Source organism: Limnobacter sp. (genome assembly GCF_036846585.1).
Taxonomy (GTDB): domain Bacteria; phylum Pseudomonadota; class Gammaproteobacteria; order Burkholderiales; family Burkholderiaceae_B; genus Limnobacter.
Map to the genome: position 1 here is coordinate 1 of NZ_DAIUBR010000018.1, position 26560 is coordinate 26560.

Annotated in this window: 29 protein-coding genes; 12 read left to right on the plus strand and 17 right to left on the minus strand. The window is 53.4% G+C overall.

Features of this window, described 5'->3' with window-relative positions; translation table 11 throughout:
- The 4 genes from rnr to htpG all read left to right on the plus strand — a co-directional run.
- Positions 1-1901 (plus strand): ribonuclease R (gene rnr, locus V7028_RS09520; RefSeq protein WP_334119847.1); only part of this gene is annotated, 1901 nt, incomplete at its 5' end.
- A 14-nt stretch (positions 1902-1915) separates the two neighbouring features.
- A complete protein-coding gene (gene rlmB, locus V7028_RS09525) occupies positions 1916-2650 on the plus strand; it encodes a 23S rRNA (guanosine(2251)-2'-O)-methyltransferase RlmB (RefSeq protein WP_334119848.1) in 735 nt (244 codons plus the stop codon).
- Positions 2651-2668: 18 nt separating this feature from the next.
- Positions 2669-4990, plus strand: coding sequence for a DNA topoisomerase IV subunit A (gene parC, locus V7028_RS09530; RefSeq protein WP_334119849.1), 2322 nt, complete (start codon positions 2669-2671; stop codon positions 4988-4990).
- A gap of 98 nt (positions 4991-5088) precedes the next feature.
- Positions 5089-6987 carry a molecular chaperone HtpG gene (gene htpG / locus V7028_RS09535; protein ID WP_334119850.1) on the plus strand — a complete coding sequence of 633 codons (1899 nt, stop codon included), beginning with the start codon at positions 5089-5091 and terminating at the stop codon, positions 6985-6987.
- A gap of 3 nt (positions 6988-6990) precedes the next feature.
- On the opposite strand, the gene V7028_RS09540 is transcribed toward htpG, so the two are convergent.
- The 4 genes from V7028_RS09540 to V7028_RS09555 all read right to left on the minus strand — a co-directional run bounded on the left by V7028_RS09540 (position 6991) and on the right by V7028_RS09555 (position 10289).
- The gene (locus V7028_RS09540; protein WP_334119851.1) at positions 6991-7452 is read right to left on the minus strand and encodes a hypothetical protein; all 462 of its coding nucleotides are present in this window, start codon (positions 7450-7452) and stop codon (positions 6991-6993) included.
- Between the two features lie 136 nt (positions 7453-7588).
- The gene (locus V7028_RS09545; RefSeq protein ID WP_334119852.1) at positions 7589-8182 is read right to left on the minus strand and encodes a glycine zipper 2TM domain-containing protein; all 594 of its coding nucleotides are present in this window, start codon (positions 8180-8182) and stop codon (positions 7589-7591) included.
- Between the two features lie 75 nt (positions 8183-8257).
- The gene (locus V7028_RS09550) at positions 8258-9433 is read right to left on the minus strand and encodes a vWA domain-containing protein (RefSeq protein WP_334119853.1); all 1176 of its coding nucleotides are present in this window, start codon (positions 9431-9433) and stop codon (positions 8258-8260) included.
- 13 nt (positions 9434-9446) lie between these two features.
- Complete coding sequence (locus V7028_RS09555) at positions 9447-10289, minus strand: AAA family ATPase (protein ID WP_334119854.1); 843 nt, start codon at positions 10287-10289, stop codon at positions 9447-9449.
- 196 nt (positions 10290-10485) lie between these two features.
- Between V7028_RS09555 and V7028_RS09560 the strand changes: the two genes are divergently transcribed.
- Positions 10486-10827 carry a c-type cytochrome gene (locus V7028_RS09560; protein ID WP_442918726.1) on the plus strand — a complete coding sequence of 114 codons (342 nt, stop codon included), beginning with the start codon at positions 10486-10488 and terminating at the stop codon, positions 10825-10827.
- A gap of 22 nt (positions 10828-10849) precedes the next feature.
- Positions 10850-11182 (plus strand): c-type cytochrome, encoded by a 333-nt coding sequence (locus tag V7028_RS09565; protein ID WP_334119855.1) that lies wholly within the window; start codon positions 10850-10852, stop codon positions 11180-11182.
- Positions 11183-11267: 85 nt separating this feature from the next.
- Here V7028_RS09565 and V7028_RS09570 read toward each other — a convergent pair whose 3' ends face one another.
- From V7028_RS09570 to fdxA, 7 genes are all read right to left on the minus strand, one after another.
- Positions 11268-11702, minus strand: coding sequence for a DUF1841 family protein (locus V7028_RS09570; protein WP_334119856.1), 435 nt, complete (start codon positions 11700-11702; stop codon positions 11268-11270).
- Positions 11703-11721: 19 nt separating this feature from the next.
- Positions 11722-12816 (minus strand): hypothetical protein, encoded by a 1095-nt coding sequence (locus tag V7028_RS09575; RefSeq protein WP_334119857.1) that lies wholly within the window; start codon positions 12814-12816, stop codon positions 11722-11724.
- Complete coding sequence (gene nth / locus V7028_RS09580) at positions 12813-13445, minus strand: endonuclease III (RefSeq protein WP_334119858.1); 633 nt, start codon at positions 13443-13445, stop codon at positions 12813-12815. Before nth ends, V7028_RS09575 begins: the two co-directional genes overlap by 4 nt.
- On the minus strand, positions 13442-14083 hold the full coding sequence (locus V7028_RS09585) for an RnfABCDGE type electron transport complex subunit B (protein ID WP_334119859.1): 642 nt from the start codon (positions 14081-14083) through the stop codon (positions 13442-13444). The genes nth and V7028_RS09585 overlap by 4 nt, the downstream gene beginning before the upstream one ends.
- The gene (locus V7028_RS09590; protein WP_334119860.1) at positions 14076-15311 is read right to left on the minus strand and encodes a polyhydroxyalkanoate depolymerase; all 1236 of its coding nucleotides are present in this window, start codon (positions 15309-15311) and stop codon (positions 14076-14078) included. The genes V7028_RS09585 and V7028_RS09590 overlap by 8 nt, the downstream gene beginning before the upstream one ends.
- A gap of 112 nt (positions 15312-15423) precedes the next feature.
- Positions 15424-16230 carry a ferredoxin--NADP reductase gene (locus tag V7028_RS09595; RefSeq protein ID WP_334119861.1) on the minus strand — a complete coding sequence of 269 codons (807 nt, stop codon included), beginning with the start codon at positions 16228-16230 and terminating at the stop codon, positions 15424-15426.
- A gap of 21 nt (positions 16231-16251) precedes the next feature.
- Entirely contained in the window at positions 16252-16575 is a 324-nt protein-coding gene (gene fdxA, locus V7028_RS09600) for a ferredoxin FdxA (protein WP_334119862.1), read from the minus strand.
- A 210-nt stretch (positions 16576-16785) separates the two neighbouring features.
- On the opposite strand from fdxA, the gene V7028_RS09605 reads away from it, so the two are divergent.
- From V7028_RS09605 to V7028_RS09615, 3 genes are read left to right on the plus strand one after another with little or no spacing between them, the layout of a single operon-like run.
- On the plus strand, positions 16786-17472 hold the full coding sequence (locus tag V7028_RS09605; protein WP_334119863.1) for a LutC/YkgG family protein: 687 nt from the start codon (positions 16786-16788) through the stop codon (positions 17470-17472).
- A gap of 3 nt (positions 17473-17475) precedes the next feature.
- Complete coding sequence (locus V7028_RS09610; protein ID WP_334119864.1) at positions 17476-18603, plus strand: TRAP transporter substrate-binding protein; 1128 nt, start codon at positions 17476-17478, stop codon at positions 18601-18603.
- Between the two features lie 51 nt (positions 18604-18654).
- Positions 18655-18930 (plus strand): polyhydroxyalkanoic acid system family protein, encoded by a 276-nt coding sequence (locus V7028_RS09615; RefSeq protein WP_334119865.1) that lies wholly within the window; start codon positions 18655-18657, stop codon positions 18928-18930.
- Between the two features lie 19 nt (positions 18931-18949).
- On the opposite strand, the gene V7028_RS09620 is transcribed toward V7028_RS09615, so the two are convergent.
- Complete coding sequence (locus tag V7028_RS09620) at positions 18950-19912, minus strand: SDR family NAD(P)-dependent oxidoreductase (RefSeq protein ID WP_334119866.1); 963 nt, start codon at positions 19910-19912, stop codon at positions 18950-18952.
- Here V7028_RS09620 and V7028_RS09625 point away from each other — a divergent pair.
- Complete coding sequence (locus tag V7028_RS09625) at positions 19904-20929, plus strand: CDP-6-deoxy-delta-3,4-glucoseen reductase (RefSeq protein ID WP_334119867.1); 1026 nt, start codon at positions 19904-19906, stop codon at positions 20927-20929. The two genes, V7028_RS09620 and V7028_RS09625, sit on opposite strands and share 9 nt — an antisense overlap.
- Positions 20930-20943: 14 nt before the next feature.
- On the opposite strand, the gene V7028_RS09630 is transcribed toward V7028_RS09625, so the two are convergent.
- From V7028_RS09630 to V7028_RS09645, 4 genes are read right to left on the minus strand one after another with little or no spacing between them, the layout of a single operon-like run.
- Complete coding sequence (locus V7028_RS09630) at positions 20944-21675, minus strand: ABC transporter ATP-binding protein (protein ID WP_334119868.1); 732 nt, start codon at positions 21673-21675, stop codon at positions 20944-20946.
- On the minus strand, positions 21668-22441 hold the full coding sequence (locus tag V7028_RS09635; RefSeq protein WP_334119869.1) for an ABC transporter ATP-binding protein: 774 nt from the start codon (positions 22439-22441) through the stop codon (positions 21668-21670). Before V7028_RS09635 ends, V7028_RS09630 begins: the two co-directional genes overlap by 8 nt.
- Complete coding sequence (locus V7028_RS09640; protein WP_334119870.1) at positions 22438-23541, minus strand: ABC transporter permease subunit; 1104 nt, start codon at positions 23539-23541, stop codon at positions 22438-22440. The genes V7028_RS09635 and V7028_RS09640 overlap by 4 nt, the downstream gene beginning before the upstream one ends.
- Entirely contained in the window at positions 23538-24503 is a 966-nt protein-coding gene (locus V7028_RS09645; RefSeq protein ID WP_334119871.1) for a branched-chain amino acid ABC transporter permease, read from the minus strand. Before V7028_RS09645 ends, V7028_RS09640 begins: the two co-directional genes overlap by 4 nt.
- Positions 24504-24675: 172 nt before the next feature.
- Here V7028_RS09645 and V7028_RS09650 point away from each other — a divergent pair, with 172 nt between their 5' ends.
- Positions 24676-25830 (plus strand): branched-chain amino acid ABC transporter substrate-binding protein, encoded by a 1155-nt coding sequence (locus V7028_RS09650; protein WP_334119872.1) that lies wholly within the window; start codon positions 24676-24678, stop codon positions 25828-25830.
- A 65-nt stretch (positions 25831-25895) separates the two neighbouring features.
- On the opposite strand, the gene V7028_RS09655 is transcribed toward V7028_RS09650, so the two are convergent.
- On the minus strand, positions 25896-26204 hold the full coding sequence (locus V7028_RS09655; RefSeq protein WP_334119873.1) for a c-type cytochrome: 309 nt from the start codon (positions 26202-26204) through the stop codon (positions 25896-25898).
- A 92-nt stretch (positions 26205-26296) separates the two neighbouring features.
- Here V7028_RS09655 and V7028_RS09660 point away from each other — a divergent pair, with 92 nt between their 5' ends.
- A complete protein-coding gene (locus V7028_RS09660) occupies positions 26297-26548 on the plus strand; it encodes a TIGR04438 family Trp-rich protein (RefSeq protein WP_334119874.1) in 252 nt (83 codons plus the stop codon).
- Positions 26549-26560 lie beyond the last annotated feature (12 nt).

Consider the following 26560-nt stretch of genomic DNA (forward strand, 5'->3'; position numbering starts at 1 on the left):
GCGAGCTGGATGACCCTGGCATGGAGATCGAGATTGCCGTGCGCAAATTCGATGTGCCGCATGAATTCAACCTGTTGACCATGAACCAGGCTGAAAGCATTCCCAATGAGGTTGAACACAAGGATTTGAAAGGCCGCGTGGACTTGCGCGATGTGCCTTTCGTGACCATCGATGGCGAAGACGCCCGCGACTTCGACGATGCGGTGTATTGCACCCCATCGAATGACACCAAGGGCGGTTGGCGTTTGCTGGTGGCCATTGCCGATGTAAGCCACTATGTGCTGCCCGGTACGCCGATTGACCAGGAAGCCACCAAGCGCGGCACATCCGTGTATTTTCCGCGCCGGGTTATACCCATGTTGCCTGAGAAATTATCGAACGGTTTGTGTTCGCTAAACCCTGGTGTAGACCGCCTGGTGTTGGTCTGTGACATGATCATTGGCCCCAAGGGTGCGATGAAGGCTTACCAGTTCTACAACGGGGTTATTCATTCCACTGCACGCCTGACCTACAACCAGGTGTGGGACGCACTGACCGATTCACAAAGCATGGCTGCCAAAGCCATGGGCCACGTGTATGGCGATGTGGAAAACCTTTACACCTTGTACAAGGTACTTTTCGAGTCGCGCCAGCGCCGTGGTGCGATGGAAATCGACACCGTTGAAACGCAGGTGATGCTGGATCCCGATGGCAAGATCGACAAGATTGTGCCCAAGCGCCGCAACGATGCGCACCGCTTGATCGAAGAATGCATGCTGGCCGCCAACGTGTGCGCAGCGGACTTTCTGGAGCGCAGCAAGCACCCCAGTTTGTATCGGGTGCATGAAGGCCCCACCGTCGAAAAGTTGCAGAATTTGCGTACCTTTTTGCGGTCCGTTGGTTTGACCCTGGATGGTGGCGATGACCCCACCAGCATGGACTATGCAAACCTGATGAAAAAAATTCAGGGACGTCCCGATCAGGCCTTGTTGCAAACCATGATGTTGCGTTCCATGCAGCAAGCCATATACACGCCGCACAACAGCGGCCACTTTGGCCTGGCTTACCCGGCTTATGCACACTTCACTTCGCCCATTCGCCGCTATCCCGATTTGATGGTTCACCGAAGCATCAAGGCTTTGCTCGGTGGGAAACGGTATGTGCCCATGCCGCTTGATGAAAGAGAGTTCGAGGATTACGATCCCAAGCGACGTGTTGACAAGGCTGAAGAAATTTCCCGTTGGGATCAATCTGGCAACTGGTTCTCTTCTACTGAGCGTCGTGCAGACGAAGCATCGCGCGACGTCATGTCGTGGCTGAAATGCTTCTTCATGAAAGAACGCGTGGGCGACACCTTCCAGGGGCATGTGTCTGGCGTAACCAGTTTTGGTTTGTTCATCACGCTCGATGCCCTTTATGTGGAAGGCTTGGTGCATGTGTCTGAACTTGGTACCGAGTATTTTCAGTACAGCGACAGCCTGCATGAATTGCGGGGCGAGCGCAGTGGTATTCGCTACCGGTTGACCGATGCAATCAATGTGCAGGTATCACGTGTAGACCTGGATGCCCGCCGCATTGAATTCCGCTTGGTGCAAGGCGTGTCATTTGAAAGCCTGATGCGCGAGCCAGCCAAAACCGCCGGCAAGCCCGGCAACCGACCACAGCGCCAGCAGGGGCGGAGAAAAAACACGGGTCAATTGCAGCAGGCAGTTGAAGATGCAGGCAAAACAGCGCCTGTGCTGCCGCCCGAGGACAGCACCAGTTCACGGGGCGTGAACAAAAAACGCGCAGCCGATGAATCGCGCAGCAAAGCGGCGGCCGAGAAAAAACGCAAGGAAGAAATTCAAAAAGCCAAGCGTGTTGCCCGCCCTAAGCCCGCCACAGGGTCTAAAATGCGCACTGCAGCGAAAAAATCTCGATAAGCGGAGCGTATCAATTGGCCATTTTGTATGGTTTTCATGCCGTGTCGGCCCGGGTTAAAACAGCCCCAGCCAGCGTGGAAGAGGTGTTGGTGGACCAACACCGCAAAGACAAACGCATGCAGCAGTTCATCGACAAGGTGAAAGCTGCCGGCGTGAAAGTAAGCGCAGCCGATTCTGATCGATTGGAAAAAGCGGCGGGTCACAAACAGCACCAGGGCGTGGTGGCGTTTGCCAAGGAATTGGTGAAATCCAACGACCTGTTTGAAATCATCGAGACCCACGGCAAAAACACGCTGCTGCTGGTGCTCGATGGCGTGACCGACCCCCACAACCTGGGTGCCTGCCTGCGCAGCGCCGATGCGGCGGGTGTGCATGCGGTGGTGCTGCCCAAAGACAAATCGGTAGGCATTACGCCGGTGGTGTCGAAAGTGGCCTGCGGTGCGGCTGAAACAATCCCTGTGATTACGGTGACCAATCTGGCCCGCACACTGGAAGAAATTCAGGACGCCGGGGTGTGGTGCATTGGCACGGCGGGTGAAGCCACCGATACCCTGTACGACGCCGACTTGAACGGCCCCATCGCCTGGGTGCTGGGCGCCGAGGGCGATGGCATGCGCCGCCTGACCCGCGAGAAATGCGACCAGCTGGTGCAAATTCCGATGATCGGCAGTGTTGAAAGCCTGAACGTGTCGGTGGCCAGTTCGGTGTGCCTGTTTGAAACCCTTCGTCAACGTCAATTCTCAAAATAAGAAACCTCGAAGCACCGCATGGAACAACTTACCCTGGACGCAACGCCTCCTTCTGGCGACGATTCTGAAACAATAACGCTTGGCCTGTACGCCGAGCGCGCCTACCTGGACTACGCCATTTCCGTGGTGAAGGGCAGGGCCCTGCCTGAGTGTTCAGACGGACAAAAGCCGGTTCAGCGTCGAATTTTGTACGCCATGAATGAAATGGGCTTGGCCAACAATGCCAAGCCAGTGAAGTCAGCCCGTGTGGTGGGTGATGTGCTGGGTAAATACCACCCGCATGGCGACCAGGCTGCTTACGATGCGCTGGTGCGCATGGCGCAAAACTTCACCCTGCGTTACCCACTGATTGATGGCCAAGGCAACTTTGGCAGCCGCGATGGCGATGGTGCCGCAGCCATGCGTTACACCGAAGCCCGCTTAACGCCCATTGCCAAGCTGCTGCTGGATGAGGTGGACATGGGCACGATTGATTTCGTGCCCAACTACGACGGCAGTTTTCAGGAACCCAAGCTGCTACCCGCGCGCCTGCCTTTCGTGCTGTTGAACGGTGCTTCAGGCATTGCCGTGGGCATGGCAACTGACATTCCTCCGCACAACATTCGGGAAGTGGCTGCAGCGACGATCCATTTGATCAAGCACCCGAATGCGGACCTGGACACCATCATGGGCCTGTTGCCCGCCCCCGACTTTCCCGGTGGTGCGCAAATTATTTCGCCCGCCAGTGCGATGAGGGAAATTTACGCCGGCGGCCGAGGCTCCATCAAGGTGCGCGCCCGCTGGGAAATTGAAGAAATGGCCCGTGGTCAGTGGCAATTGGTGGTCAAAGAACTGCCACCGAACACCAGCACCGCGAAGGTACTGGAAGAAATTGAAGAGTTGACCAACCCGAAGGTAAAGGCTGGCAAGAAAGGCCTTTCTACCGAGCAGCAGAATTTGAAAGCGCAAGTGTTGGCCATGCTGGATGCCGTGCGCGATGAATCTGGCAAGGAAAACGCGGTGCGCTTGGTGTTTGAGCCCAAAAGCCGCAATGTGTCGGTTGAGGAGTTTTCGAACCTGCTGCTCAGCCACACGAGCCTGGAAATTAATACATCGATCAACCTGGTGAGTATCGACAACGCAGGTCGCCCTGGCCAGCGCGGTTTGATCGCCATGCTGCTGGACTGGATTGAATTCCGCAAGGTGTGCGTAACCCGCCGCAGCCAGCACCGTTTGGCGCAGGTGAACGACCGAATCCATGTGCTGGAAGGCCGCCTGATTGCCTGGCTGAACATTGATGAAGTGATCAAGGTGATTCGCGAAAGCGACGAACCCAAGCCCGCGCTTATTGAAGCCTTTCGCTTAAGTGACCGCCAGGCCGAAGACATTCTTGAAATTCGGCTGCGCCAGTTGGCCCGCCTTGAAAAAATCAAGATTGAGCAGGAATTGGCCAGGCTGGGCGAAGAAAAAGCGGATCTGGAGGCCTTACTGGCTGATGACAGCAAGCTGAAAACCCGAATTGTTGGCGAAATTCGCAAAGACACCGACACCTACGGCGATGACCGCCGCACCCTGATTGAAGAAGCGGTCAAGGCCAGCATTGAAGTGAAAGTGGTGGAAGAACCCACCACGGTGATTGTTTCCCAGAAGTTCTGGATTCGAAACCGCCAGGGCCACGGTCACGATGCCTCGCAATTCAGCTTCAAAGTGGGCGATGGTTTGTACGCCGCATTTGAATGCAAAACCACCGACAATACCTACTTGTTTGGCGCGGGCAATGCGCTGGGCAAAGTGTTCAGTGTGCCCGTGGGCGCATGGCCTGGCGGCCGTGGCGATGGCATACCTGCTCAAAGCCTTGTGGAACTGAATGGTGGCACGCTAAGCCACGCACTGGCTGCACCGGCTACACAGCCTGTGTTGTTGGCCTGCAGCGCAGCCTACGGCTTTCTGGCCACTGCTGGCAATATGGAAAGCCGCATGAAGGCGGGCAAGCAGTTCATCAGCCTGAACCCGGGTGAAAAGCTGTTGACACCCGTGCTGCTGCAAGCCACAGATGACCGCGTGGCGGTGCTGGCCGAAAGCGGGCGCTTCCATGTGTTCATGCTGGACGAACTAAAGCAGCTTGGCGGTGGCGGACGTGGAGTACAGCTGCTGCCGCTGGATGACAAGGATTCTCTTGTGGCTGCACTTGCATTCGGTCCTGCCGACAGTTTGGTGGTTGCTGGCACGGGCCGCGGCGGCAAAGACCGCGAAGAGGTTCTAAAGCCTGCCGTGCTGGCCGAGCGCCTTGGCAAGCGGGGTCGAAAAGGCAAGGAACTGGACATCAAGTTCAAAGCCGACACGCTTCGCAAGGTGGTGTAGGAAAAAGAGCCCTCCGGGGCTCTTTTTTTGCCTTGAAATTTGCTGTGGAATCCCCATATGCCCCTCATTCCAAAACAGAACATGAAGGGAGCAAGAACATGGGTTCAATGAAGGAAACGATGGGTTTTCAAACAGAAGTGAAACAACTTCTGCATTTGATGATTCATTCCCTGTATTCCAACAAGGAAATTTTTCTTCGGGAGCTGGTCTCCAATGCATCAGATGCGTGCGACAAACTTCGCTTCGAGGCCATCAACAACAGCAGCTTGTTTGAAGACAACACCGACTTGAAAATCCGTGTGACCTTCGACAAGGAAGCGCGCACCATTTCCATCGAAGACAACGGCATTGGCATGAGCCGCGAAGACGCCATTGAACACCTGGGCACCATTGCAAAAAGCGGGACCAAGGAATTTTTTGGCAAGCTAAGCGGTGACCAGCAAAAAGACGCTGCCTTGATTGGCCAGTTTGGTGTGGGTTTTTATTCCGCGTTTATTGTTGCAGACAAGGTGACTGTGCGTTCCCGCAGGGCCGGTTTGCCCGCTGTCGAAGGCGTGGAATGGGAGTCCAAAGGCGATGGTGAATTCAGCGTGGAAGCCATCGAGAAGGCCGACCGTGGCACGCAAATTGTGTTGCATCTGAAAGCTGATGAAGACGAACTGCTTTCCGGCTGGAAACTGAAGAGTATTCTGACCAAATATTCCGACCACATTTCCTTGCCCATTCAAATGTTGAAAGAAGAATGGGACGAGGAAGCCGGTGGAATGAAAGCCACGGGCGAATGGGAAACCGTGAACAAGGCCAATGCCTTGTGGGCACGCTCCAAGGCCGACATCACGCCCGAGCAGTACAACGAATTCTACAAGACCATCAGCTTCGATTTTGCCGACCCGCTGGCGCACACGCACAACCGCGTGGAAGGCGGTCGTTCGGAATACACCTCACTGTTGTACATTCCCGCGAAAGCCCCTTACGACCTGTGGGACCGCAATCAGCAAAAGGGCATCAAGCTGTATGTGAAGCGCGTTTTTATCATGGACGATGCGGAACAACTGCTGCCCCCCTATTTGCGCTTTGTGAAAGGCGTGATTGATTCGGCTGATTTGCCGCTGAATGTGTCGCGCGAAATTTTGCAGGAAAGCCGCGATGTAAAAGCCATTCGCGAAGGTTCTGTGAAAAAGGTGTTGGGCCTGCTCGAGGACATGGCCACCAACGAAGCGGAGAAATACGCCACCTTCTGGAAAGAATTCGGTCAGGTTCTGAAAGAGGGCATGGGCGATGACCCCGCCAACAAGGAACGCATTGCCAAGCTTCTGCGCTTTGCCACAACTCAAAGCGAGGGCGAGGCACAAACCGTGTCGCTGGCCGATTATGTGGGCCGCATGAAGGAAGGGCAGGAAAAGATTTACTACGTGACCGCCGACACCTATGCCGCGGGCAAATACAGCCCGCACCTGGAAGTGTTCAAAAAGAAAGGCGTGGAAGTGCTGTTGCTGAGCGACCGCGTAGACGAGTGGATGCTTTCCTATCTGCAGGAATTCGACGGGAAAGAATTGCAAAGCTGTGCCAAGGGAGGCCTTGATTTGGGTGCCCTGGAAGACGAGCAGGACAAGGAAACCAAAAAGAAGGTTGAAGACGAGTTCAAGGATGTGTTGAAGAAGGTGGAAGACCTGCTGAAAGACCGCATCAAGGAAGCCCGTGTTACCTTGCGCCTGACCGACAGCCCTGCGTGTATTGTGGCTGATGAGTCGGGTGTGAGCGAGCATTTGAAGCGCATGTTGAAGCAGGCTGGCCAGAATGCACCCGACACCAAACCTGTTTTGGAGCTAAACCCCGAGCATGCTTTCGTTCAGCGTTTGAAAATTGAGAAAGAGCACTTTGATGAATGGGTCAATGTGCTGTTCGATCAAGCGGTATTGGCAGAAGGTGGCCAGCTGGAAGACCCGGCTGGGTTTGTTCGGCGCTTGAACATGCTGCTGTTGACTGTGAAAGCCTGATTTTTAGTGTGGCAGTGTCTGGGTTTGGTTCACCAAGGCCCAACCCAGGCGGCTTTGAAGTGCATTGGCCAGATAAAGTGACTGCTCGAAAAACCGTTGCACGTATTTCAGGTCGGCCTGCGTGAGCAGTGTTTCTTGCCAGCGCAGTTGAAACTCGGATGTTTTTTTGTCCTCCCACATGTAAACAGGGAGGCGAACGCGTTCCATCAGTGAATTGAACTGCGTACATTCTTTGCGTATTTCTTCAAGGTCGCTGTTTTCATCTTGATTCATCACCCGGTGAATGCAGGTGATTTCCATCTTGCCCTGTTCGACCTCTTTGATCTCAAGCCAGGCGTTGGGGGAACTTGTCATCAGTTTGACTGGATAGTTGTTCAATTGTTTTTCCTCGTGATACGGGTTTTTCAGTTTCCCCACCCAGGTGGCCAGCGCTTTGATCAATTCGGGATCGTGCAGTGCAGTCATTTGTATGCTCTCAAGTTCATGGTGAAATTTGAATTGAGTGCCTTGCAAATTCAACTGGTTCCAAAGTGGGGCTTTGAACGAAAAAGGTCACCCATTTCTGGGTGACCAAACAAATCCTGTAAACAGATGAGCAAGCTTACAGGTTAGAGGTGAGCTGATCGTTGACAACCTTGACGCGGTCGCCGGCTTGCCAGTTGGGTTGGCTCGAAAAGCTGTACACGTCTGAAGAACCATCTTCGAATTTCACAACAACATCGTACTGGGTGCTCGAATTGCGGTCTTTTTCAATCTTGTTGCCCAGCAATGCACCACCAACCACACCAGCTGCCGTAGCGACTTTCTTGCCGCTGCCGCCGCCAATCTGGTTGCCCAGCAGACCACCAACCACACCACCGGCCACGGCGCCTACGCCAGAGCCTTCACCCTGAACACGGGTTTGGCGAACTTCCACAACACGGCCGCAGTTGTTGCATATAGCTGCAGTTTGCACCGGGGCCGGCTTGTAAGCAGGTTTGTGGGAATGGGCTGCCGCCGCTTTTTTGGCGGCTGCCTCTTCCTTGGCAGCAGCTTTTTCTTCCAGGAGTTTTTCTTCTTCCATTTGGGCGATTTCTTGTTCGCTCATGTTGGCCTGGCTATTGGGTAGCAAGCCTGTCATGGAGGCGATTGCGATGCCAGCGGCCAAAATAACGGCCACTGCTGCTGTAATGATCAGGGGATGAGTACGTTTCATTTCCATTTTCTTTCTCCACACGAAATGTGCTTGTGCTGCTATTAACGGGGAGGGACAAAAAAAGGAATACAAGGATTACTTACTAAGGTATCGCATTGCCGTTTCAAGCCCACCGACCGTGAGGGGGTGCATGCGGTGTTCCATGATGTTTTGAATGATTTCAACGCTTTGGCGATATTGCCAAAGCCCTTCAGGTTCCGGATTAAGCCAGACGGCTTTCGGAAATCGATCAAGAAAACGACGCAACCACACTGCGCCAGCTTCCCTGTTATTATACTCGACCGAGCCTCCGGGCTGGAGTATTTCGTAGGGGCTCATGGTGGCGTCGCCTACAAAGATTAAGCGGTAATCGCTGTTGTACGTGCGCAGTATGTCTGCGGTCTGAAAACGTTCACTGTGGCGACGGTGGTTTTTTTTCCACAAGAAATCGTAAACGCAGTTGTGGAAGTAATAAAACTCCAAATGCTTGAATTCGCTTTTCGCGGCGCTGAACAGCTCTTCGGTGCGGCGAATGTGGTCATCCATCGAACCACCCACATCCAGCAGCATCAGCACCTTCACGGAATTGTGGCGTTCCGGGCGCATTTTCAGATCCAGCCAGCCTGCATTGCGCGCAGTGGACTCAATGGTGTTGTCCAGATCTAGTTCTTCCTGCGCACCTTCGCGTGCAAAGCGGCGCAGGCGGCGAAGTGCAATTTTGATGTTGCGTGTGCCAATTTCCAGTTCGTCGTCGTAATCCTGGTACAGGCGCTGATCCCACACCTTCACGGCACGGCGGTTGCGGCTTTCATCCTGCCCAATGCGCACGCCTTCCGGGTTGTAGCCGTTGTTGCCAAACGGCGATGTGCCGCCCGAGCCAATCCACTTGCTGCCACCTTCGTGGCGTTCATTCTGTTCTTTCAACAGTTCTTTCAAGCGCTCCATCAGCTTGTCCAGCCCGCCCATTGCTTCAATGGCTGCCATCTCTTCGGGTGTGAATTCGCGGTTAAAGCGCTTTTCCAGCCAATCCTTGGGCAGCTGGGCGAACAGGTCCATGTTCTTTTCCAGCCCCTTGAAGTAGTTGCCAAATACCTGGTCGAAGCGGTCAAAAAACCGTTCGTCTTTCACCAGGGTAAGACGGGACAAATGATAGAAGTTGTCCAGGCTTGGGGTCATGAACTGCGCTTTCATCCCCTCAAGCAGGGTGAGGTATTCCCGCACGGTGACGGGAATTTTTGCGTCTCGAAGTTGAAAGAAGAAATCCAGTAACACAGCAAAAGCCTTTTTAGCGACCCTGACGGGCCATGAACACCAAGCGGTTGAACAGTTCAATGTCTTGCTCGTTTTTCAGCAAGGCACCGTGCATGGGTGGTATGGCTTCCTTACCGTCTTTGGCTTGCAGGGCGCTTGCAGGAATGTCTTCAGCCAGCAGCAGGCGCAGCCAATCGATCAACTCGGATGTGGTGGGCTTTTTCTTCAGGCCGGGCAGGGCGCGAATGCCAAAAAAGCTGGCCATGGCCGCGTCCAGCAATTCCTTTTTCAGGTTCTTGAAATGCACAGCCACAATGCTTTCCATGGTGACCTTGTCGGGGAACTGAATGTAGTGGAAGAAGCACCGGCGCAGGAAGGCGTCTGGCAGCTCTTTCTCGTTGTTTGATGTGATGATGACGATGGGGCGGTGTGTTGCCTTGATCAACTGCTTGGTCTCGTAACAAAAGAATTCCATGCGGTCAATTTCACGCAGCAAGTCGTTGGGGAATTCAATGTCGGCCTTGTCGATTTCATCGATCAGCAGCACAATGGGCTTGTCGCTTTCGAAGGCTCGCCAGAGCACGCCCTTCACGATGTAGTTCGCGATGTCTTTAACGCGCTCTTCACCCAGTTGTGAATCGCGCAGGCGGCTAACCGCGTCGTATTCATACAAGCCTTGCTGGGCTTTGGTGGTTGACTTAATGTGCCACTGCATCAGCTCCAGGCCCAGCGATTCAGCCACTTCCTCGGCCAGCATGGTTTTGCCGGTGCCGGGTTCGCCCTTGATCAGCAAAGGACGTTGCAGGGTAATGGCTGCGTTGACTGCCAGCTTCAGGTCTTCGGTGGCGACGTAGGTTTTGCTACCTTCAAAACGCATTTTAGTAATTCCTTGTAATTCAGTATCGTCAGTGTAAGTGCAATTCAATGCTTATTTGCTGAATTTTCCATCCAATTTGGTGCTTTCGGTGGCCTGTTCATAGACTAAGTGCTCGATCAAACGTAGAATGGCAAGGTTTTTGTCCAGCGCCACAGAGCCGCTGACCACCAATTACATTTGTTGACGAGAGAGCGAGATGAAACGTATCGGTTTGACTGTTCGCGCTGCAAGCGCAATGGGCCTGTTGGCTGCTGTGGCTTTTGCCACCCCCGCCATGGCTGTTGAAGGCAACGCCGAAGCTGCGGCATCCAAGAAGTCCATGTGCATCGGTTGCCATGGTATTCCCGGTTACAAAGCCAGCTTTCCAGCGGTGTACAACGTGCCCTACATTGCTGGCCAAAACGCCAAGTACATTGAAGCTGCTTTGACTGCCTACAAAAAAGGCGATCGTAAGCACCCCACCATGCGCGGTATTGCTGAAACACTGACCGAACAAGACATCGCTGATTTGGCTGCGTACTACGCACAAGCCAAGTGATTCGCAACAAGGACACATTGAAATGAAAACTACATTCGCAATTGCTGCTGCCTTGTTCGCAGCGTCATTTTCTGTTCAGGCTGCTGACATTGCAGCCGGTCAAACCAAAGCGGAAGCACAGTGCGCTGCTTGCCATGCTGTGGAAGGCAACTGGAACAAAACCATGGACCCTTCTTATCCCAAGTTGGCTGGTCAGCATGCTGATTACATCGCCAACACTTTGAAGCAGTACCAGAAAGGCGGCCGTAACAACGCCATCATGGGTGGCATGGCCGCTGGCCTGAGCCAGCAAGACATCAAGGATTTGTCCGCATTCTTCGCTTCGCTTGAAGGCGATTTGTACCTGAAGAAGTAAGCCAACCGGCTTGTTTGGTCAACCCCGGCTGGGTTGCCGGGTATTGCCAACTCAGCCGGTGATCGGGATTCGCGCCGGTTGAAGATCAAACCCCACTGTGTTCCAGAATGCACTGAATGTAGTTTTCGCTGCTAAACGCCACGCCGTTTTTCTGCTGCTGGTAAATCTGCTCTGCCAGGCACTCAAACACTTGATGTGCGGCCTTGTGTTCATCACCCATTTTTTCGCACAGTTTGGCAAACGCACTTCGAATGCCGGGGGGTTGGTCAATGCTGACCTGTTCGGCCACGGCCAAGTGCATGGACAAGTGCAAAAATGGATTGCTTTGCCCAGCCTCAACAGAGTAGTCGGCAGCCAGAATGGCTTCGGGTTCGGCATCAAACACAGCGAAGTATTCAGGGTGGCGGGTCATCCACTGTAGGGCCAGGCTTTCCGCCTCGCTCAGTGGTTCTTCCTTGTGGTATTTTTTCCAGCTGTTTAAGAAAAACAGGCGGGCTTGATCGCGAGTGGGGTTGAACATGGCAATAATCTTCCGGGTTTTACACCTGTGGACTGTTGAACAGGCACAGGCTGAGTCGATTGTTTCGCGGTGGTGTAACCACCACATTTCCGTTGTTTAGCCAAGCGGCCTGACCGAACACACCAATCCACTCGGTGTTTGGGAAATGGGCCAGCACGGTTGCAATGTCGTTGTCATCGGCATGACAGATCTGGCTGCGCTCAAACCCGGCAAACAGAATGCCGATTTGGGGCGGCGTGTCGCCGAAATGTGCTTGAACCGCTGGTATCCACTGCTTGATTTCCAGGTCGATCGCTTTGGGTGTTCTGTGTGCAAGGCGAACTTTCTGTCCTTTTAACACAGGTGCTGCCAAACCCAAAGTGCCATCGGCGTGAATTTCCATCACCGGTATCCAGCTTTCGCCTTTGTCATGAATCACCTGCAGGCGCAAGCCCACTGGGCGAGGTTGCTCGGGGGGGCAGTTCAGGGCTTTCGCTGCCTTGTTGTCATCAACCAGTATCAAAAACAGGCCATTGCTTTCGCTGACGGATTTTGGGGCAGTCAAAAAAGTCAGCCCTTCGGAATTCAACACCATGGGGTGTTGGACCAACAGTTCAGTGGAACAAATGGCTTCGCCACAAATTCGTCCGTGTTCTACACGGGGCATTTTGGCGTAATTTGCACCGTAGGAAAGTAAGCCCAGCGCATCTGCCTGCACTTGCGTGGATTCAGGTTCCGTTTCGGCAAGTTGCCAGTGATCAGTCAAAACCTGTTCATGTTCAACCATGCACAAGGTTAAGGCGGCATGGTTGTCGGGGTTTTTGTCTTGGCGCACTTCAAATTCTTTGCCAAACACGGCAATCAGGATAGCGGCTTCGTTGCTGAAAACCTGCTTTTCTCCCAAAAGGCCAGACGCACAACCGCCCCAAACATTCATGCAGTTGGTTTTGCTGACGCAGTGTTGGGCCACTTCTGAAAGAATGGATGCGAAATGGGGGGTGCACAACAGAATGACACGGCTGATGTAATCGGAGTGTCGGCGCAAGCCCGCTTTTTCGACGGCGCTTTCAATTACTGCTGCGGCATTTTCCAGCGTGGCTTCGTCAAACACTTGAACGCTGATTGCGTGGCTCATGTTGTTTTCTTTTTGAATTCGCACAAGTCCAAGATACTACAACGAGCGCATTCAGGTTTGCGGGCTTTGCACACATAGCGGCCATGCAAAATCAACCAGTGGTGGGCATTCAGCATGAACTCTTGGGGAATGAATTTGAGCAGGCCTTTTTCCACGGCCAGCACATCTTTGCCCGGGGCAATTCCGGTGCGGTTGCTTACCCGGAATATGTGGGTATCCACGGCCATGGTCAGCTGGCCAAACGCAGTGTTCAGTACCACATTGGCAGTTTTTCGACCCACGCCGGGCAGGCTTTCAAGGTCTTCGCGATTGGTGGGTACCTCGCCCTTGAATTTGTCGCGCAGAATTTCTGCGGTCTGCACCAAGTGTTTGGCCTTGGACCGGAACAGGCCAATCGTCTTGATGTATTGCTCAACCCCTTCAACACCCAAGGCCGCGATGGTAGCTGGTGTGTTGGCCACGGCGAACAGTTTTCGCGTGGCAAGGTTCACCCCTTTGTCTGTGGCCTGAGCGCTTAATAGCACCGCTGCCAACAGTTCAAAAGGTGTGCGGTATTCCAGCTCGGTTTTTGGTTCCGGGTTGGCTTGCTGAAAGCGTGTGAAAATTTCGGTTCGTTTTTCTTTATTCATTGTGTTTGAGCTTGTCGGCGTGCGCGTGCACGGGCCAGTGCAGCTTGCACCACGGTTTTCTTGGTGGCAGCGTCGGGGCTTGGGGAATCGTCAAGTTCGTCCAGCTTGTGAATGGCTTTGGCTTCAAGGCGCTGGGCTTGTTCTTCTTGCTGGCGCTCCAGGCGAACTTCGCGGGTTTGCATTCTGGCGCGTGCTGCATGGGCCAGGGTTTGATCCCAGCCGCTGTATTCCGGAATGAACACCATGTCGATGCAGTCCACGGGGCAGGGCGGTATGCACAGTTCGCAACCCGTGCACAGTTCAGCCAGTACGGCGTGCCTGCGTTTGCTGCTGCCCACAATGGCATCCACGGGGCATGCCTTGATGCACAAGGTACAGCCGATGCAATGTTGGGGATCGATGCTGGCAATGTGCCGTTCTATCGTGATGCCGCAGGCTGGGTCAACCGGCTTGACAGGTTTATTCAATAGGTGGGAAAGGGCGATTGTGGTGGCTTCGCCGCCAGGGGGGCAGCGGTTTAAGTCAACTTCTTGATTGGCCAAGGCGGTGGCGTAAGGCAAGCAGCCCGCAAACCCGCACTGGGTGCATTGGGTTTGGGGCAGTAAATCATCTATTTGCTGTACAAGCTGCTCATGCATTCTTGGCTATGAATTCACGGATTTTCGGGTAAGTCTTCTCGCGCCAACGGCGACCGCTGAAGATACCATAGTGTCCGCATTCCATGGCTTCGTAATGTTCTTTCTTGGCCGCAGGCAGGTTCTTGCAAAGACCCAAAGCTGCTTTGGTTTGGCCTGGGCCTGAAATGTCGTCGAGCTCGCCTTCAATGGTCAGCAGCGCAACGGTTTTTACATCCTCGGGCTTCACAAGTTGGCCGCGAACTTTCCAGGTGCCCATGGGCAGGGCATGGTCTTGAAACACGGTTTTGATGGTGTCCAGGTAATATTCGGCGGGCATGTCCAGCACGGCGTTGTATTCGTCGTAGAACTGGCGATGCGCTTCGGCACTTTCACCGTCACCTTCTACCAAGTGTTCGTAAAAGTCGTAGTGGCTTTGCGCATGCTTGTCCGGATTCATGCTGACAAAGCCAAGGTGTTGCAAAAAGCCGGGGTAAACGCGGCGCAGGTAACCCGGGTAAGTGTGTGGCACGCTGTAAATCACATTATTTTCAAACCATGAATGCGGTTTTTTTGTGGCCAGGTTGTTCACGGCTGTCGGGCTTTCACGGGTGTCGATCGGGCCGCCCATCATGGTCATGCTTTTGGCTTGTTTGGGATCGTTGTTTGATGCCATCAGTGACACAGCTGCCATGACTGGCACAGTGGGTTGGCACACGGAGATCAAGTGAACATCGGGGCCTAGAAGCTGGATAAACTCGATGCAATAATGCACGTAATCGTTCAGATGAAATTCACCCTCGGACAATGGCACCATGCGCGCATCTACCCAATCGGTAATGAACACGTCGTGGTCTTGCAGCAAGGTTTTCACTGTGTCGCGCAGCAGCGTGGAGTGGTGGCCTGACAACGGCGCAAAAACAAGCACCTTGGGCTGCAGCTTCAACGGCTTGGCTTCAGCCGGAATCATTTTGCGGAAGTGGATCAGCTTGCAAAATGGTTTCGTTTCCACAATTTCTTGCACGATGGACACTTCACGATCACCACATTTTACGGTGGTGATACCAAATTCTGGTTTCTCGTATTCCTTGCCCAAGCGGTACATCAACTCGAAACCGGCCGAAATACGGCGGGCCATGGGCAGGTGGGCCAAAGGGCTGAACGGGTTGCTGTAAAGCTTGGAACCGGCTTCTGCCCAAATGGTCATTGGATTGAGCAGTGCTCGCTGGAATTCGTGCATTTGGTACAGCATGTGTGCCTCCGGTTTTTTAGGCAAATTTAGTGATTTGACAATTATGCATCAACTGTTCGATCATTATCGTGCAAACATTGTTGCAACGCAACATGTTCGAATGATTTGCTAATCACCAATAGTTTTCAACCGCAATTTCACCTGGGTTGTTGCGACGAGCGGGTGAATAGCCTTTTGATTTCAATATTTTACGTATGTCCGTAACCATTTCCGGGTTGCCGCAAATCATGAATCTGCTGCGCGTGGTGTTCATCGGCAGGCCGGTGTGCCTGGACAATTCACCGTTTTCCAGCAGGGTTGTAATGCGTTCCGTAAGGCAATTTGACAATTGTTCACGAGTGACCACGGGCACATAAAAAAACCGTTTGTCCACGTTCTGGATCAGTTCACTGAGTACGGGGTGCTCGGTAAAACCGTTGATCATGTCCTGATAAACCAGTTCTTCGGCTGTGCGTGCACTGTGCACCAGCACGATGTTGTCGAATTGTTCCCAGGTGTGTGGGTCGTGAAGAATGGACAAAAACGGTGCCAGGCCAGTGCCGGAGCCCAATAACCACAGGTCTTTTCCGGATTCGAAGCGGGCGGTGGTCAGGAAGCCGAAATTGGTTTTGTCGATGTAAATGGGTGAACCCACTTGCAGCTGGCTGAGGTGGCTGGTGAAGGCACCATCAGGCACCACGATGGAGAAAAATTCCAGCTGTTCGTCGTAAGGGCCGGAAACCATGGAGTAGGCACGCCAGATGATTTCTTGTTCACCAGGCAGTTGCAGCGTGTTGTCCACGCCAAGCCTGGCAAACTGACCTGCCGTAAAACGAAATCCCAAGGGGCGCGTGCAGGTGAAGGAAAACAGTTTGCCGGGTACCCACACCTTCAGGCTGGTGATGGTTTCCCGGGTGTATTTGCTTTCTACTTCACTCATGAAACAGCCAAAAATTGTTTGTTACTTTTCGAGATGCTGCAGTTTGTCTTTGACGTCTTTCCAGTCATCGGCATCGGGCAGATGGTCTTTCATGCGCGTAATGCTGGGCCAGCCTTTGGCCAGATCAACGTTCATTTCAATGAATTTGACCTGGTCGGCGGGCACGTCTTCTTCAGCGTAGATGGCGTTCACCGGGCATTCTGGAATGCAAACCGCACAGTCAATGCACTCATCTGGATCGATCACCAGAAAGTTGGGACCTTCACGGAAACAGTCAACTGGGCATACGTCCACGCAATCGGTGTATTTGCATTTGATGCAGGACTCGGTAACAACGTGTGTCATGGTAAGAATGTGTGGTTAAACAAGGCAACGTCATATTGTAATCCATCGCGTCGCTTTACACCCGAAGACTTGCTCCATTTCATTGAATGTCATGGGGCATTCCCTAGGGGTAAGGGGAACTTTGTTTTTCTATAATGAGGGTTCCGGTATTTCTTCGCCTGCGTTGGGCGATGCCCCGCCCCAGCTGAAAGCAGCACATAAAGGTGAAACTTGAGCACTCCTGTCAATGACGATGATTTGGACACCACCGTTGCCAAGTCGGAAATTCTGAAGCGAATCCGCAGCCTGCAGTCCAGGCCGGCTTCCCTGCACAATAACGAAATGACTCTGGCCAAGGGGTATGTCGACAGGCACAACCGGGGGCCTGCGCCCAAGCCAGTCGAAAATGTGGTCACCCTGTTTGAAGAAAAGTCCAAGGCGATGTTGTGTACGGTGCAGCGAATCAAGACCGAACAAGCCGCTGCACAGGCCTGTGCCGATTACCTGGCGGAACACCAGCTGGAAGGTACGGTGGCCATTTGGCCCGCCTTGAAGCACATGGACTGGACGGTGTTGACCCATGAAAGCCGCGTGGGTGCGCCCACGGGGGATGACCTGATTGGCATCAGCGCTGTGGCGTATGCCGTTGCAGAAACAGGCACGCTGGTGTTTGCCAGTCAGCCTGATCAGCCAGCCAGCACGCATTTGCTGCCCGAGACCCACATTGCGATTGTGCGTGAAGACCAGGTGGTACACACCATGGAAGACGCATTCGAGCGTTTGCGCAAAGACGGGCGGGCCATGCCGCGCGCCTTGAATTTTGTGTCCGGGCCATCCCGAACAGCCGACATAGAACAAACCATTGTATTGGGTGCCCATGGCCCCTACCGGGTGCATTTGATTCTGGTCGGAAAGTAAAACATGGGCGACAACTCGAGACGACGCTTTGTTCAAAAAGCACTGGCTGTGGGGGCAGGTGGCGTGCTGGCCGGCCCGTTGCGGGCCCAGGCCCCTGCGGTGGTAAAAACCATCAAACCGGTTGTATTCAAGTTTCAAAGCACTTGGCCCACCAAAGACATTTTCAATGAATTTGCGCAGGACTTCGCCAAGAAGGTGAACGACATGTCGGGCGGTGAATTGCGCATTGATGTGTACCCCACCAACAGCATTGTGAAAGCTTTCGGTATACAGAACGCGGTGCACAAGGGCCAACTGGATGGCGGCCATGGCGTGCCCACGTATTGGCATGATCGCCACGCCGCGTTTTCCCTGTTCGGCAGTGGCCCCAGTTTTGGCATGAGCTCGAATCAAATTCTGGCCTGGTTCCAGTACGGCGGCGGTCAGCAGTTGTACGACGAGCTGGTGCAAAAGGAAATGAACCTGAACATACAGGGGTTCATGTACGGGCCATTGACACCCCAGCCATTGGGCTGGTTCAAGAACCGGATTGAAAACATCAAAGATCTCGATAAATTGCGTTTCAGGGCGGTGGGTTTGGCCGCTGAGGTTTTCAAGGAATTGGGCTTGAACACCACCGCGTTGCAGCCTGCCGATATTGTGCCTTGGCTGGACAAGGGGCTGATTGATGCGGCAGAGTTCAACAATCCCAGTTCAGACCGCGCATTGGGTTTCCCTAGTGTGTCATCGGTGTGCATGATCCGAAGTTTTCATCAAAGCAGCGAAGTGTTCGAAGTGATCTTCAACAAACAGCGCTTTGACAGTTTGCCGTTTGCATTGAGATCCATCATTCGATATGCGTTGCAAGCATCCTCAGCCGATTTAAGCTGGAAAGCGTCAGATCGCTTTTCGACCGACTATGAAGAAATGCGCCGCAAGCAGGGTGTTCGCTATTACTTCACACCCGACGACATTCTGAAAGCGCAGTTAAATGCATGGCGAAAAATCATTGCCCGTGAATCGGGCAGCAGCCGAATTTTCAAACGCATCATTGATTCCCAGATGCGTTTTGCCAAACGGGTGGTAGGGTTTGAGAATGACCTGACACCTTCCTCTAAAATGGCCTTCGATTTCTGGTTCTCTACCGTGTAGCGGGAGGCTGGGTTAATATGCCGACATAACACCTTGAAGAGTGAATACATCATGTCAGACATCCATGCACGCAAAGAACACAATTTGTCTTTGGAAGACGCAAAGAAGACTGCCCAGAAATTTGCAGATCAACTGCAAAAAGAATTTCAGCTTGATAGCCAGTGGCAGGGCAACACGCTCAATTTCACACGGTCAGGGGTGAAAGGCAAGCTGGATGTGACCGACAAAGATGTGTCGCTCGACATTTCACTTGGCTTCATGCTGAAGGCTTTCAAGGGCAAAATTCAGGCTGAGATCGACAAGAACCTGGACAAAATGTTTGCCTGAAAAAGAAAATTGAATTGCCTCAGGCCTTCGCTTTCAAAAAGTCAGCCACGCTGGGGTAGCGCAAATGAAACCCCAGCTTCTTCTGGTTCAGTGATTCAATTCGTCGCGATTCCGACATGAAGCTCCACATCATGGGGCTGACCATCTGTTTCACCTGCTCGCGTGGAAAGCGTGGCGGGCGGGGCAACTGAAAGGCATCGGCCACCAAGTCGAAATAGTCGCCCATTTTGCTTGGCTTTGCATCGCATGCGTTGACCACCTCAAATGCACCGCCGGTGTAGTTCACCCAGCGGCAAAGCCTGCCCAAATCCAGTTCATGAATGTGGTTTGACCATGCGTCGTCCTGTGCAATCAGCGCGGGTGTTCCGTTTTTGATGCGGTCGACCGGCAAACGTTGATCGCCGTATATGCCAGGTGCGCGCAGCAGGTGAACATGCACACCGTGCTTTAAGCCCAGTCGCAATTGTGTTTCGGCATGCACACGCCGTTTGGCCCGGTCTGATTGAGCATTCAATGGCGTGTATTCATTGATCCACTGCCCCTGCGCATTGCCATACACCCCAGTGGTTGACACATAGCTGATGCGTGGCGCGGGTTTGTCAAATGCGTGTGCACGGCTTGCTGCCCACAGCACCAGTTTTTTCAATGTGTTGTCGATATTGGTTTGCGCATTGGGTGGGGCCATCCACACAATTCGATTGGACACGGCGATCAAACGCAACAAACCGGTTTTGCAATTCAGGTCAATAGCCAGTGGCCGTGCCTTGTGGGCTGCGATGGCACTACGCTTTGCCGAAGTGTCGGCACCCGGGCGGTAAGTCGCGGTAAAATGTTGGTCTGGAAAGGTTTGCAACATCACAAAACCCACTTGCCCACAACCTGCAATTGAAATATTGCTGCGTCGAAAGCGCCGGGGCAAACTGCGTTTGAAAAAGGACCCGCTGGGTTTGTCGCTGTCACGGAAAGTAGTTTGATGAATCACAACGTAGAAATTCTTCCCAGTCATAAACAGTTTGAATGCGAAGCCGATGACACCATTTTGTCTGCAGCACTTCGCGCAAATGTTATTTTGCCATACGGCTGCAAAGACGGCGCGTGTGGATCGTGCAAGGCAGAATTATTGGAAGGCCAAGTGGATTACGGCACCTATCAATCTCGCGCCCTGAGCGAAGAAGAGCGCGTGCGCGGCAAAGTGCTGACCTGTTGTGCCAAACCCCTCGGCCCCGTCAAGTTGAAGGTTCGCGAGCTTTCCGGTTTGGGCGATATTCCGGTGAAGAAAATGCCCTGCCGTTTGCAAAGCATTGAAAAGCCTGCCGCCGATGTTGCTGTGCTGAAACTTCAACTGCCAGCCAATGAGGTGTTGCAATTCAATGCGGGTCAGTATATCGAATTCATGCTGAGAGACGGCTCGCGGCGCAGTTATTCGCTGGCCAATGCGCCGTATCAGGAAGGCGGAATCGAGCTGCACGTTCGGCACATGCCCGGCGGTGTGTTCACCGACCACGTGTTCAGCACCATGAAAGAACGTGAAATTTTGCGCTTCGAAGGCCCACTGGGTACCTTCTTTTTGCGCGATGATTCAAGCAAGCCTGTGGTGTTGCTGGCCAGTGGCACGGGTTTTGCACCAATCAAGTCGCTGCTTGAGCAGGCCTTTTTCAAAAACAACACCCGCGAATTCGTGCTGTACTGGGGTGCGCGCGCCAAGGCTGATTTGTATATGCAGGAATTGCCTGAACAGTGGGCCCTGGAACACGGCAACTTCAGGTTTGTCCCTGTGTTGTCGGATGCCACACCCCAATGCAACTGGCAGGGCAGAACCGGTTTTGTTCACCGTGCAGTGATGGAGGACTTTCCCGATTTAAGCCAGCACCAGGTGTATGCATGCGGTGCGCCCATTGTGGTGGATTCGGCCCGGCAAGATTTCATTGCTGTGTGTGGCTTGCATGAAGACGAGTTTTTTGCTGATTCGTTCACGTCGATGGCCGATACGTTGATTTAATTCAACGAATCAACTCACAGGCCAAGATAGGTTTCACGAATTCGAATATCGTGAATCAATTCGCTGGCCTTGCCTTCGTAGTCAATCAAGCCTGAATCCATCACATACGCACGGTTTGCAATTTGCAGTGCGATGTGGGCATTTTGCTCCACAAGCAGCACGGTGATGCCTTGCTGGTGTACCTGCTGAATAACTTCGAATATTCTTTCTACCATCAGCGGGGCCAGGCCCATGCTGGGTTCATCGAGCAGCAACATGTCTGGCCGACCCATCAGCGCACGCGCCATGGCCAGCATTTGCTGTTCACCACCGCTTAGTGTGCCAGCCGATTGTTTCAGCCGCTCCTTCAGGCGCGGGAATGTGCCCATCATCTGATCCAGGTCAAGTTCAATCTCGTTTTTGCGGTGGCCCCTTTGCAAGCGTGGGTAGGCACCCAGTTCCAGGTTTTCCTTCACTGTCATTCGCGTGAAAATACCGCGTCCTTCAGGCACCAGGGCCATGCCGTTTGACAGGTGTTGATGGGCAGGCAATTGACGCAGGTCAAGTGTGCTTTTGAACAGCGCCTTGTGTGCATTGAATGGCAGCAAGCCGGCGATGGCTTTCAAGGTGCTGGTTTTGCCAGCACCGTTGCAACCGATCAGGCACACCATTTCGCCTTGCCTAACGTGGAAACTCAGGCCCTTCACGGCTTGAATGCCGTCGTAGCTTACAGTCAAGCCTTGAATGCTCAGCATGGGATCAGCCATGGTGCAGGCCCCCAAGGTAGGCTTCAATCACGGCGGGGGACTGTTGCACCTGCGAAGGTGTGCCGTGTTCAATTACTTTGCCGTAGTCCAGCACGGTGACCTGATCGCAAATTCCCATGACCAGTTTCACATCGTGTTCAATCAGCAGAATTGATTTGCCGTCTGCCCGAATTCGAAGCAGTAGTTCGCGAAGCCTCAGTTTCTCCGTGGCGTTCATTCCAGCAGCAGGTTCGTCCAGTGCCAGCAGGCTGGGCTTGCTGGCCAAAGCCCGCGCAATTTCCAGCCGCCGTTGATCGCCGTACGACAAATGCGCAGCCAGGTGGTGGGCCGATTGCCCAATGCCTACGTAATGCAGCAACTCAAGTGCGCGCTCGTGCACCTGTTGTTCTTCGCGGCGTTGATCCGGGGTTCGAAGCACGGCACCCAGAACGCCCTGACGTGTTTGGGTGTGCATGCCCACGGCCACGTTTTGAAGGGCTGTCATGCTTTTGAATAAGCGAATGTTTTGAAAGGTGCGGGCGATACCCATGCGCGCAACTTCATTGGGGGAAGCCGGGTTGTAGGTTTTTCCCTTGAATGAAAACTGCCCTGCATCGGGCGTGTACAAACCGGTGATCAAATTAAAGCAAGTGGTTTTGCCTGCTCCGTTGGGGCCGATCAGCCCGAATACCTGACCTTCTTCAATGCGCAGGCTTACATTGTCAACAGCGCTGATGCCGCCAAAATGTTTTTTCAAGCCCGTTGCTGAAAACAGAAGCGGCGTCATGTGGGCACCTTCTCAAGGGCTGCTTTGCATTTGCCTTGTGGCCACAATCCTTGCGGGCGATACAACATCACCAGCACCATGGTCAGGCCATAAATTAGTGAACGGATAATTTCTGCATCCACCAACACCGCGCCAAACAGAAATTCCTGAATGGGCGTAACAACTTGCCGCAGCATTTCTGGAAAGCCTGCCAGCAACAATGCACCCAAAACTACTCCGGGTATGTGGCCCATCCCACCCAGCACCACCATGCACAGCACGATGATGGATTCCATCAATCCAAACGATTCCGGGCTGACAAATCCCTGAAATGCAGAAAACATGGCACCGGCCACGCCACCGAATGAAGCACCCAGCGCAAACGCCAGAAGCTTCATGTTCCGTGTGTTGATGCCCATGGCTTTGGCGGCGGTTTCGTCGTCGCGAATTGCTGTCCAGGCACGCCCGACCCGGCTGTGCTGCAAACGCATGCACACCCCGATGATGATCAGTGCAAGCGCCAGAAACAGGTAGTAATAAAGGTGCAGGGCAGGCACATCCAGCCCGAACAAATCAACGGTTCGTGAAAACCGCAAGCCCGCAATGCTTACGGGTTCAATCATGTTGATGCCTTGCGGACCATTGGTGATATTCAGTGGCGCATTCAGGTTGTTCAAAAACAGCCGGATTATTTCACCAAACCCAAGAGTGACGATGGCCAGGTAATCGCCGCGCAAACGCAGTGTGGGCGCGCCCAGCAGCACGCCGAAGAATGCTGCTATCAGTGCGCTCAACGGAATCAAGACCCAGATCGACAGGTGCAGGCCATCGGGAAACAGTGCGGCAATTGCTTCGAAATTGTCTGTCAGGTGTGGCGAAGCCAGCAGGCCGTACACATAAGCGCCCACTGCATAGAAGGCCACATAACCCAAGTCCAGCAAGCCGGCAAAACCCACCACAATATTCAAGCCCAGGGCCAGCATCACGTACAGCAAGGCAATATTCAGAATGCGCACCCAGCTGTTGCCCAACAGGCCTGCCACCCAAGGCAGGGCAGCCAGTGCAATGGCCACCAGCAGGAATCCGATAATTTGTTGTTGGCGTGTGCTGAACATGTTCATGCGCGGTCCGACACCCTTTCACCCAACAGGCCCGATGGGCGAAGCGTCAATACAAGGATCAGCACGGCGAAAGCAAAAATGTCCTGGTAGTGCGACCCCAGAAACCCCCCGGTCAGTTGGCCCAGGTAGCCCGCACCCAGGCTTTCAACAATGCCCAGCAGCAGCCCGCCCAGCATGGCGCCGTAAATGTTGCCGATGCCGCCCAGTACCGCAGCGGTAAAGGCTTTCAGGCCAGGCAAAAAACCCATGTAGAAGTGGGCTACTGAATAATTGGCTGCCACCATGACACCCGCAACGCCAGCCAGGGCAGCGCCGATTACGAAGGTTGCGGCAATCACCGAATTGGCATTGATACCCATCAGGCCGGCCAGTTGCGGGTTTTCCGATGTGGCCCGCATGGCCTTGCCCAAACGGCTTTTGTTCACCATGAAAGTCAGTGCAAACATCAGCGCCGCGGACACAACCACGATCAGGATTTGTACAGGCGTAATGGACACGATGCGTTCGTAATCTGCCTGCGGATTTGGGGCGAAGGTGTGAAGGATGATTGGGTCGGTGGGCAGGGTGCTTGGGAAGATCAGATAGTTTCGACCCCAGATGATCATGGCCAGGGTTTGCAAAATGATGGAAACACCAATGGCGGAAATAAGGGGGGCCAGGCGCGGTGCATTGCGCAAGGGGCGATACGCAAAACGCTCTATGGTGAAACTGACCAGCATGCACACGGGCACAGCACACAACACCCCGATCAGAACCAGCACCCAGCCGGGCGCTTCGGGAAAAACCCCCATGAAAAAAGTGATTGCGCTGAACGCCACCATGGCCCCCACCATGACCACTTCTCCATGCGCGAAATTGATCAGACCCAACACACCGTACACCATGGTGTAGCCCAACGCGACCAACGCATAGATGCTGCCCAATACCAAACCGTTGATGATCTGTTGCGCAAAAATATCCATAGGCCGGAAGTGCAATTGAAAGTTGGTGTGCTGGAAAAAGCATAGTGCAATAACTGTCTGCGTGTGCATGTCTTATTCAGAAAGAAGGTACTTAATTGACATGTGCCGTTGTATTCGATTTAGATGCTACATTGCACAAACAAAGAACGAAGAAAATCGAACGGAGGTGTTTATGCGCGCGAATTTGGCAAGGCAATTGAATTGGGCGGTGTGGCTTGCACCCATATGGATGGCGTTGTTCAGCGGCACGGCTGTGGCCAAGGATGTGGTTGTGAAAATCGGGCATATCGCGCCGTTGTCCGGGCCGCAGGCGCATTACGGGAAAGACAATGAATTCGGCGCCCGCATGGCGATTGATGATTTGAACAAGCTGAAAATTCAACTGGACGGGGGCACCGCCAAATTCCAGTTGATTGCGCAAGACGACGCGGCGGACCCCAAAACCGGTGCTATTGTCGCGCAGAAATTGTGCGACATGAAAGTCAATGGCATCGTGGGCCACTTGAATAGTGGCACCACTATTCCGGCTTCGCGCATTTATTACGACTGCGGGATTCCACAAATTACACCCTCGGCCACAACACCCAAAGTCACAAAACAAGGTTTCGAGTCGGTGTTCCGCGTGATCGCGCACGATGGTGTGCTGGGTGTGGCCTTGGCCAAATATGCTGCAGAAGACATGAAAGCAAAACGCGTGGTGGTGATTGATGACCGCACAGGCTACGGGCAGCCCCTTGCCGATATTTTCACCAACCAGCTTCAGGCCAAAGGCGTGAAGGTGCTGGAGCGGCATTACACCAACGACAAAGCCACCGATTTCGCGGCCATTTTGACGTCGGTCAAGCGTGTGAATCCTGACCTGATATTTTATGGCGGCATGGACGCACAGGCTGGCCCCATGTTACGTCAAATGAAACAGTTGGGTATCAAGGCGAAATTGATGGGCGGTGATGGCATTTGCACGGCAGAGCTGGTGCGCCTGGGGGGCGACAATGTGGGGCCGAACGTGTTGTGTGCTGAAGGGGGAATGGCCTTGAGCAAGATGCCCGGTGGCCCCGCTTTCGAGAAGCGCTACAAGGAACGGTTTAAAACAGAGATTCAGGTGTATGCGCCCTTTGTGTACGATGCGGTCATGACCATGGGAATGGCCATGAAAAATGCCAAATCAGCCGATCCGAAAAAATATCTTCCCAAACTGAAAGACATTCGGCATGACGGCGTGATTGGAACCATCGCGTTTGACGAGGTGGGCGATGTGCTGAACGCCGCGGTTACACTGAATTCGTATGGGCCGAAGGGCAAGTTTCCAGTGAAGATCGTGAACTAAAACCTGCTGAAAAACAAAAAAGCCAAGGCGCAACACCTTGGCTTTTTTTTCAGGAAAACCTTGAATTACAACGACAGTACCCAAGCTGCCAGTTTCTTGGCTTCGTCTTCGGTTACGTTCTGTGCTGGCATTGGGACGGGGCCCCAAGCACCTTTGGTGCCGTTTTTGATCTTTCCTGCCAGCATGGCTTCCGCGCCAGCTTGACCTTTGTACTTGGCTGCCACGTCTTTGAACGCCGGGCCAACTACCTTTTTCTGAATCTGGTGGCAGGCCAGGCAGGCTTTGCTCTTGGCCAATGTTTCATCGGCGCTGGCAGAAAACGGTAGAGCAACCATGGTGGCTGCAATCGCCAGAACACCCATTTGCTTGATCATACTGAACTCCTCATCTTGTTACAGTTATCAAATTAATAACGTCTCGGGCGTCATTTTGGCAGACAATCCGCTTGTTTGTCATGTGGAACAGCATGATTTTTATCCTTCTTGGCATCCTTTTGCTCATCATGAAACTTGGCGGAATTTATCCTGTCGCAGATTGGCAATGGTTTGAGATCGCTGTTCCTTTCATTTTGGCCATCTGCTGGTTTGAAATGGTGGAGCCTTTGTTGGGGCTGGATGTGCGGCGTCAGCAGCATCGAAAGCAACAATTTGAAGTCAGGGTTCAGCGATTCCAAAACAAAAAACCCCGACGCCAGCGCCGGGGTTTTCCGTTTCGATAGGGTGTTTGAGGG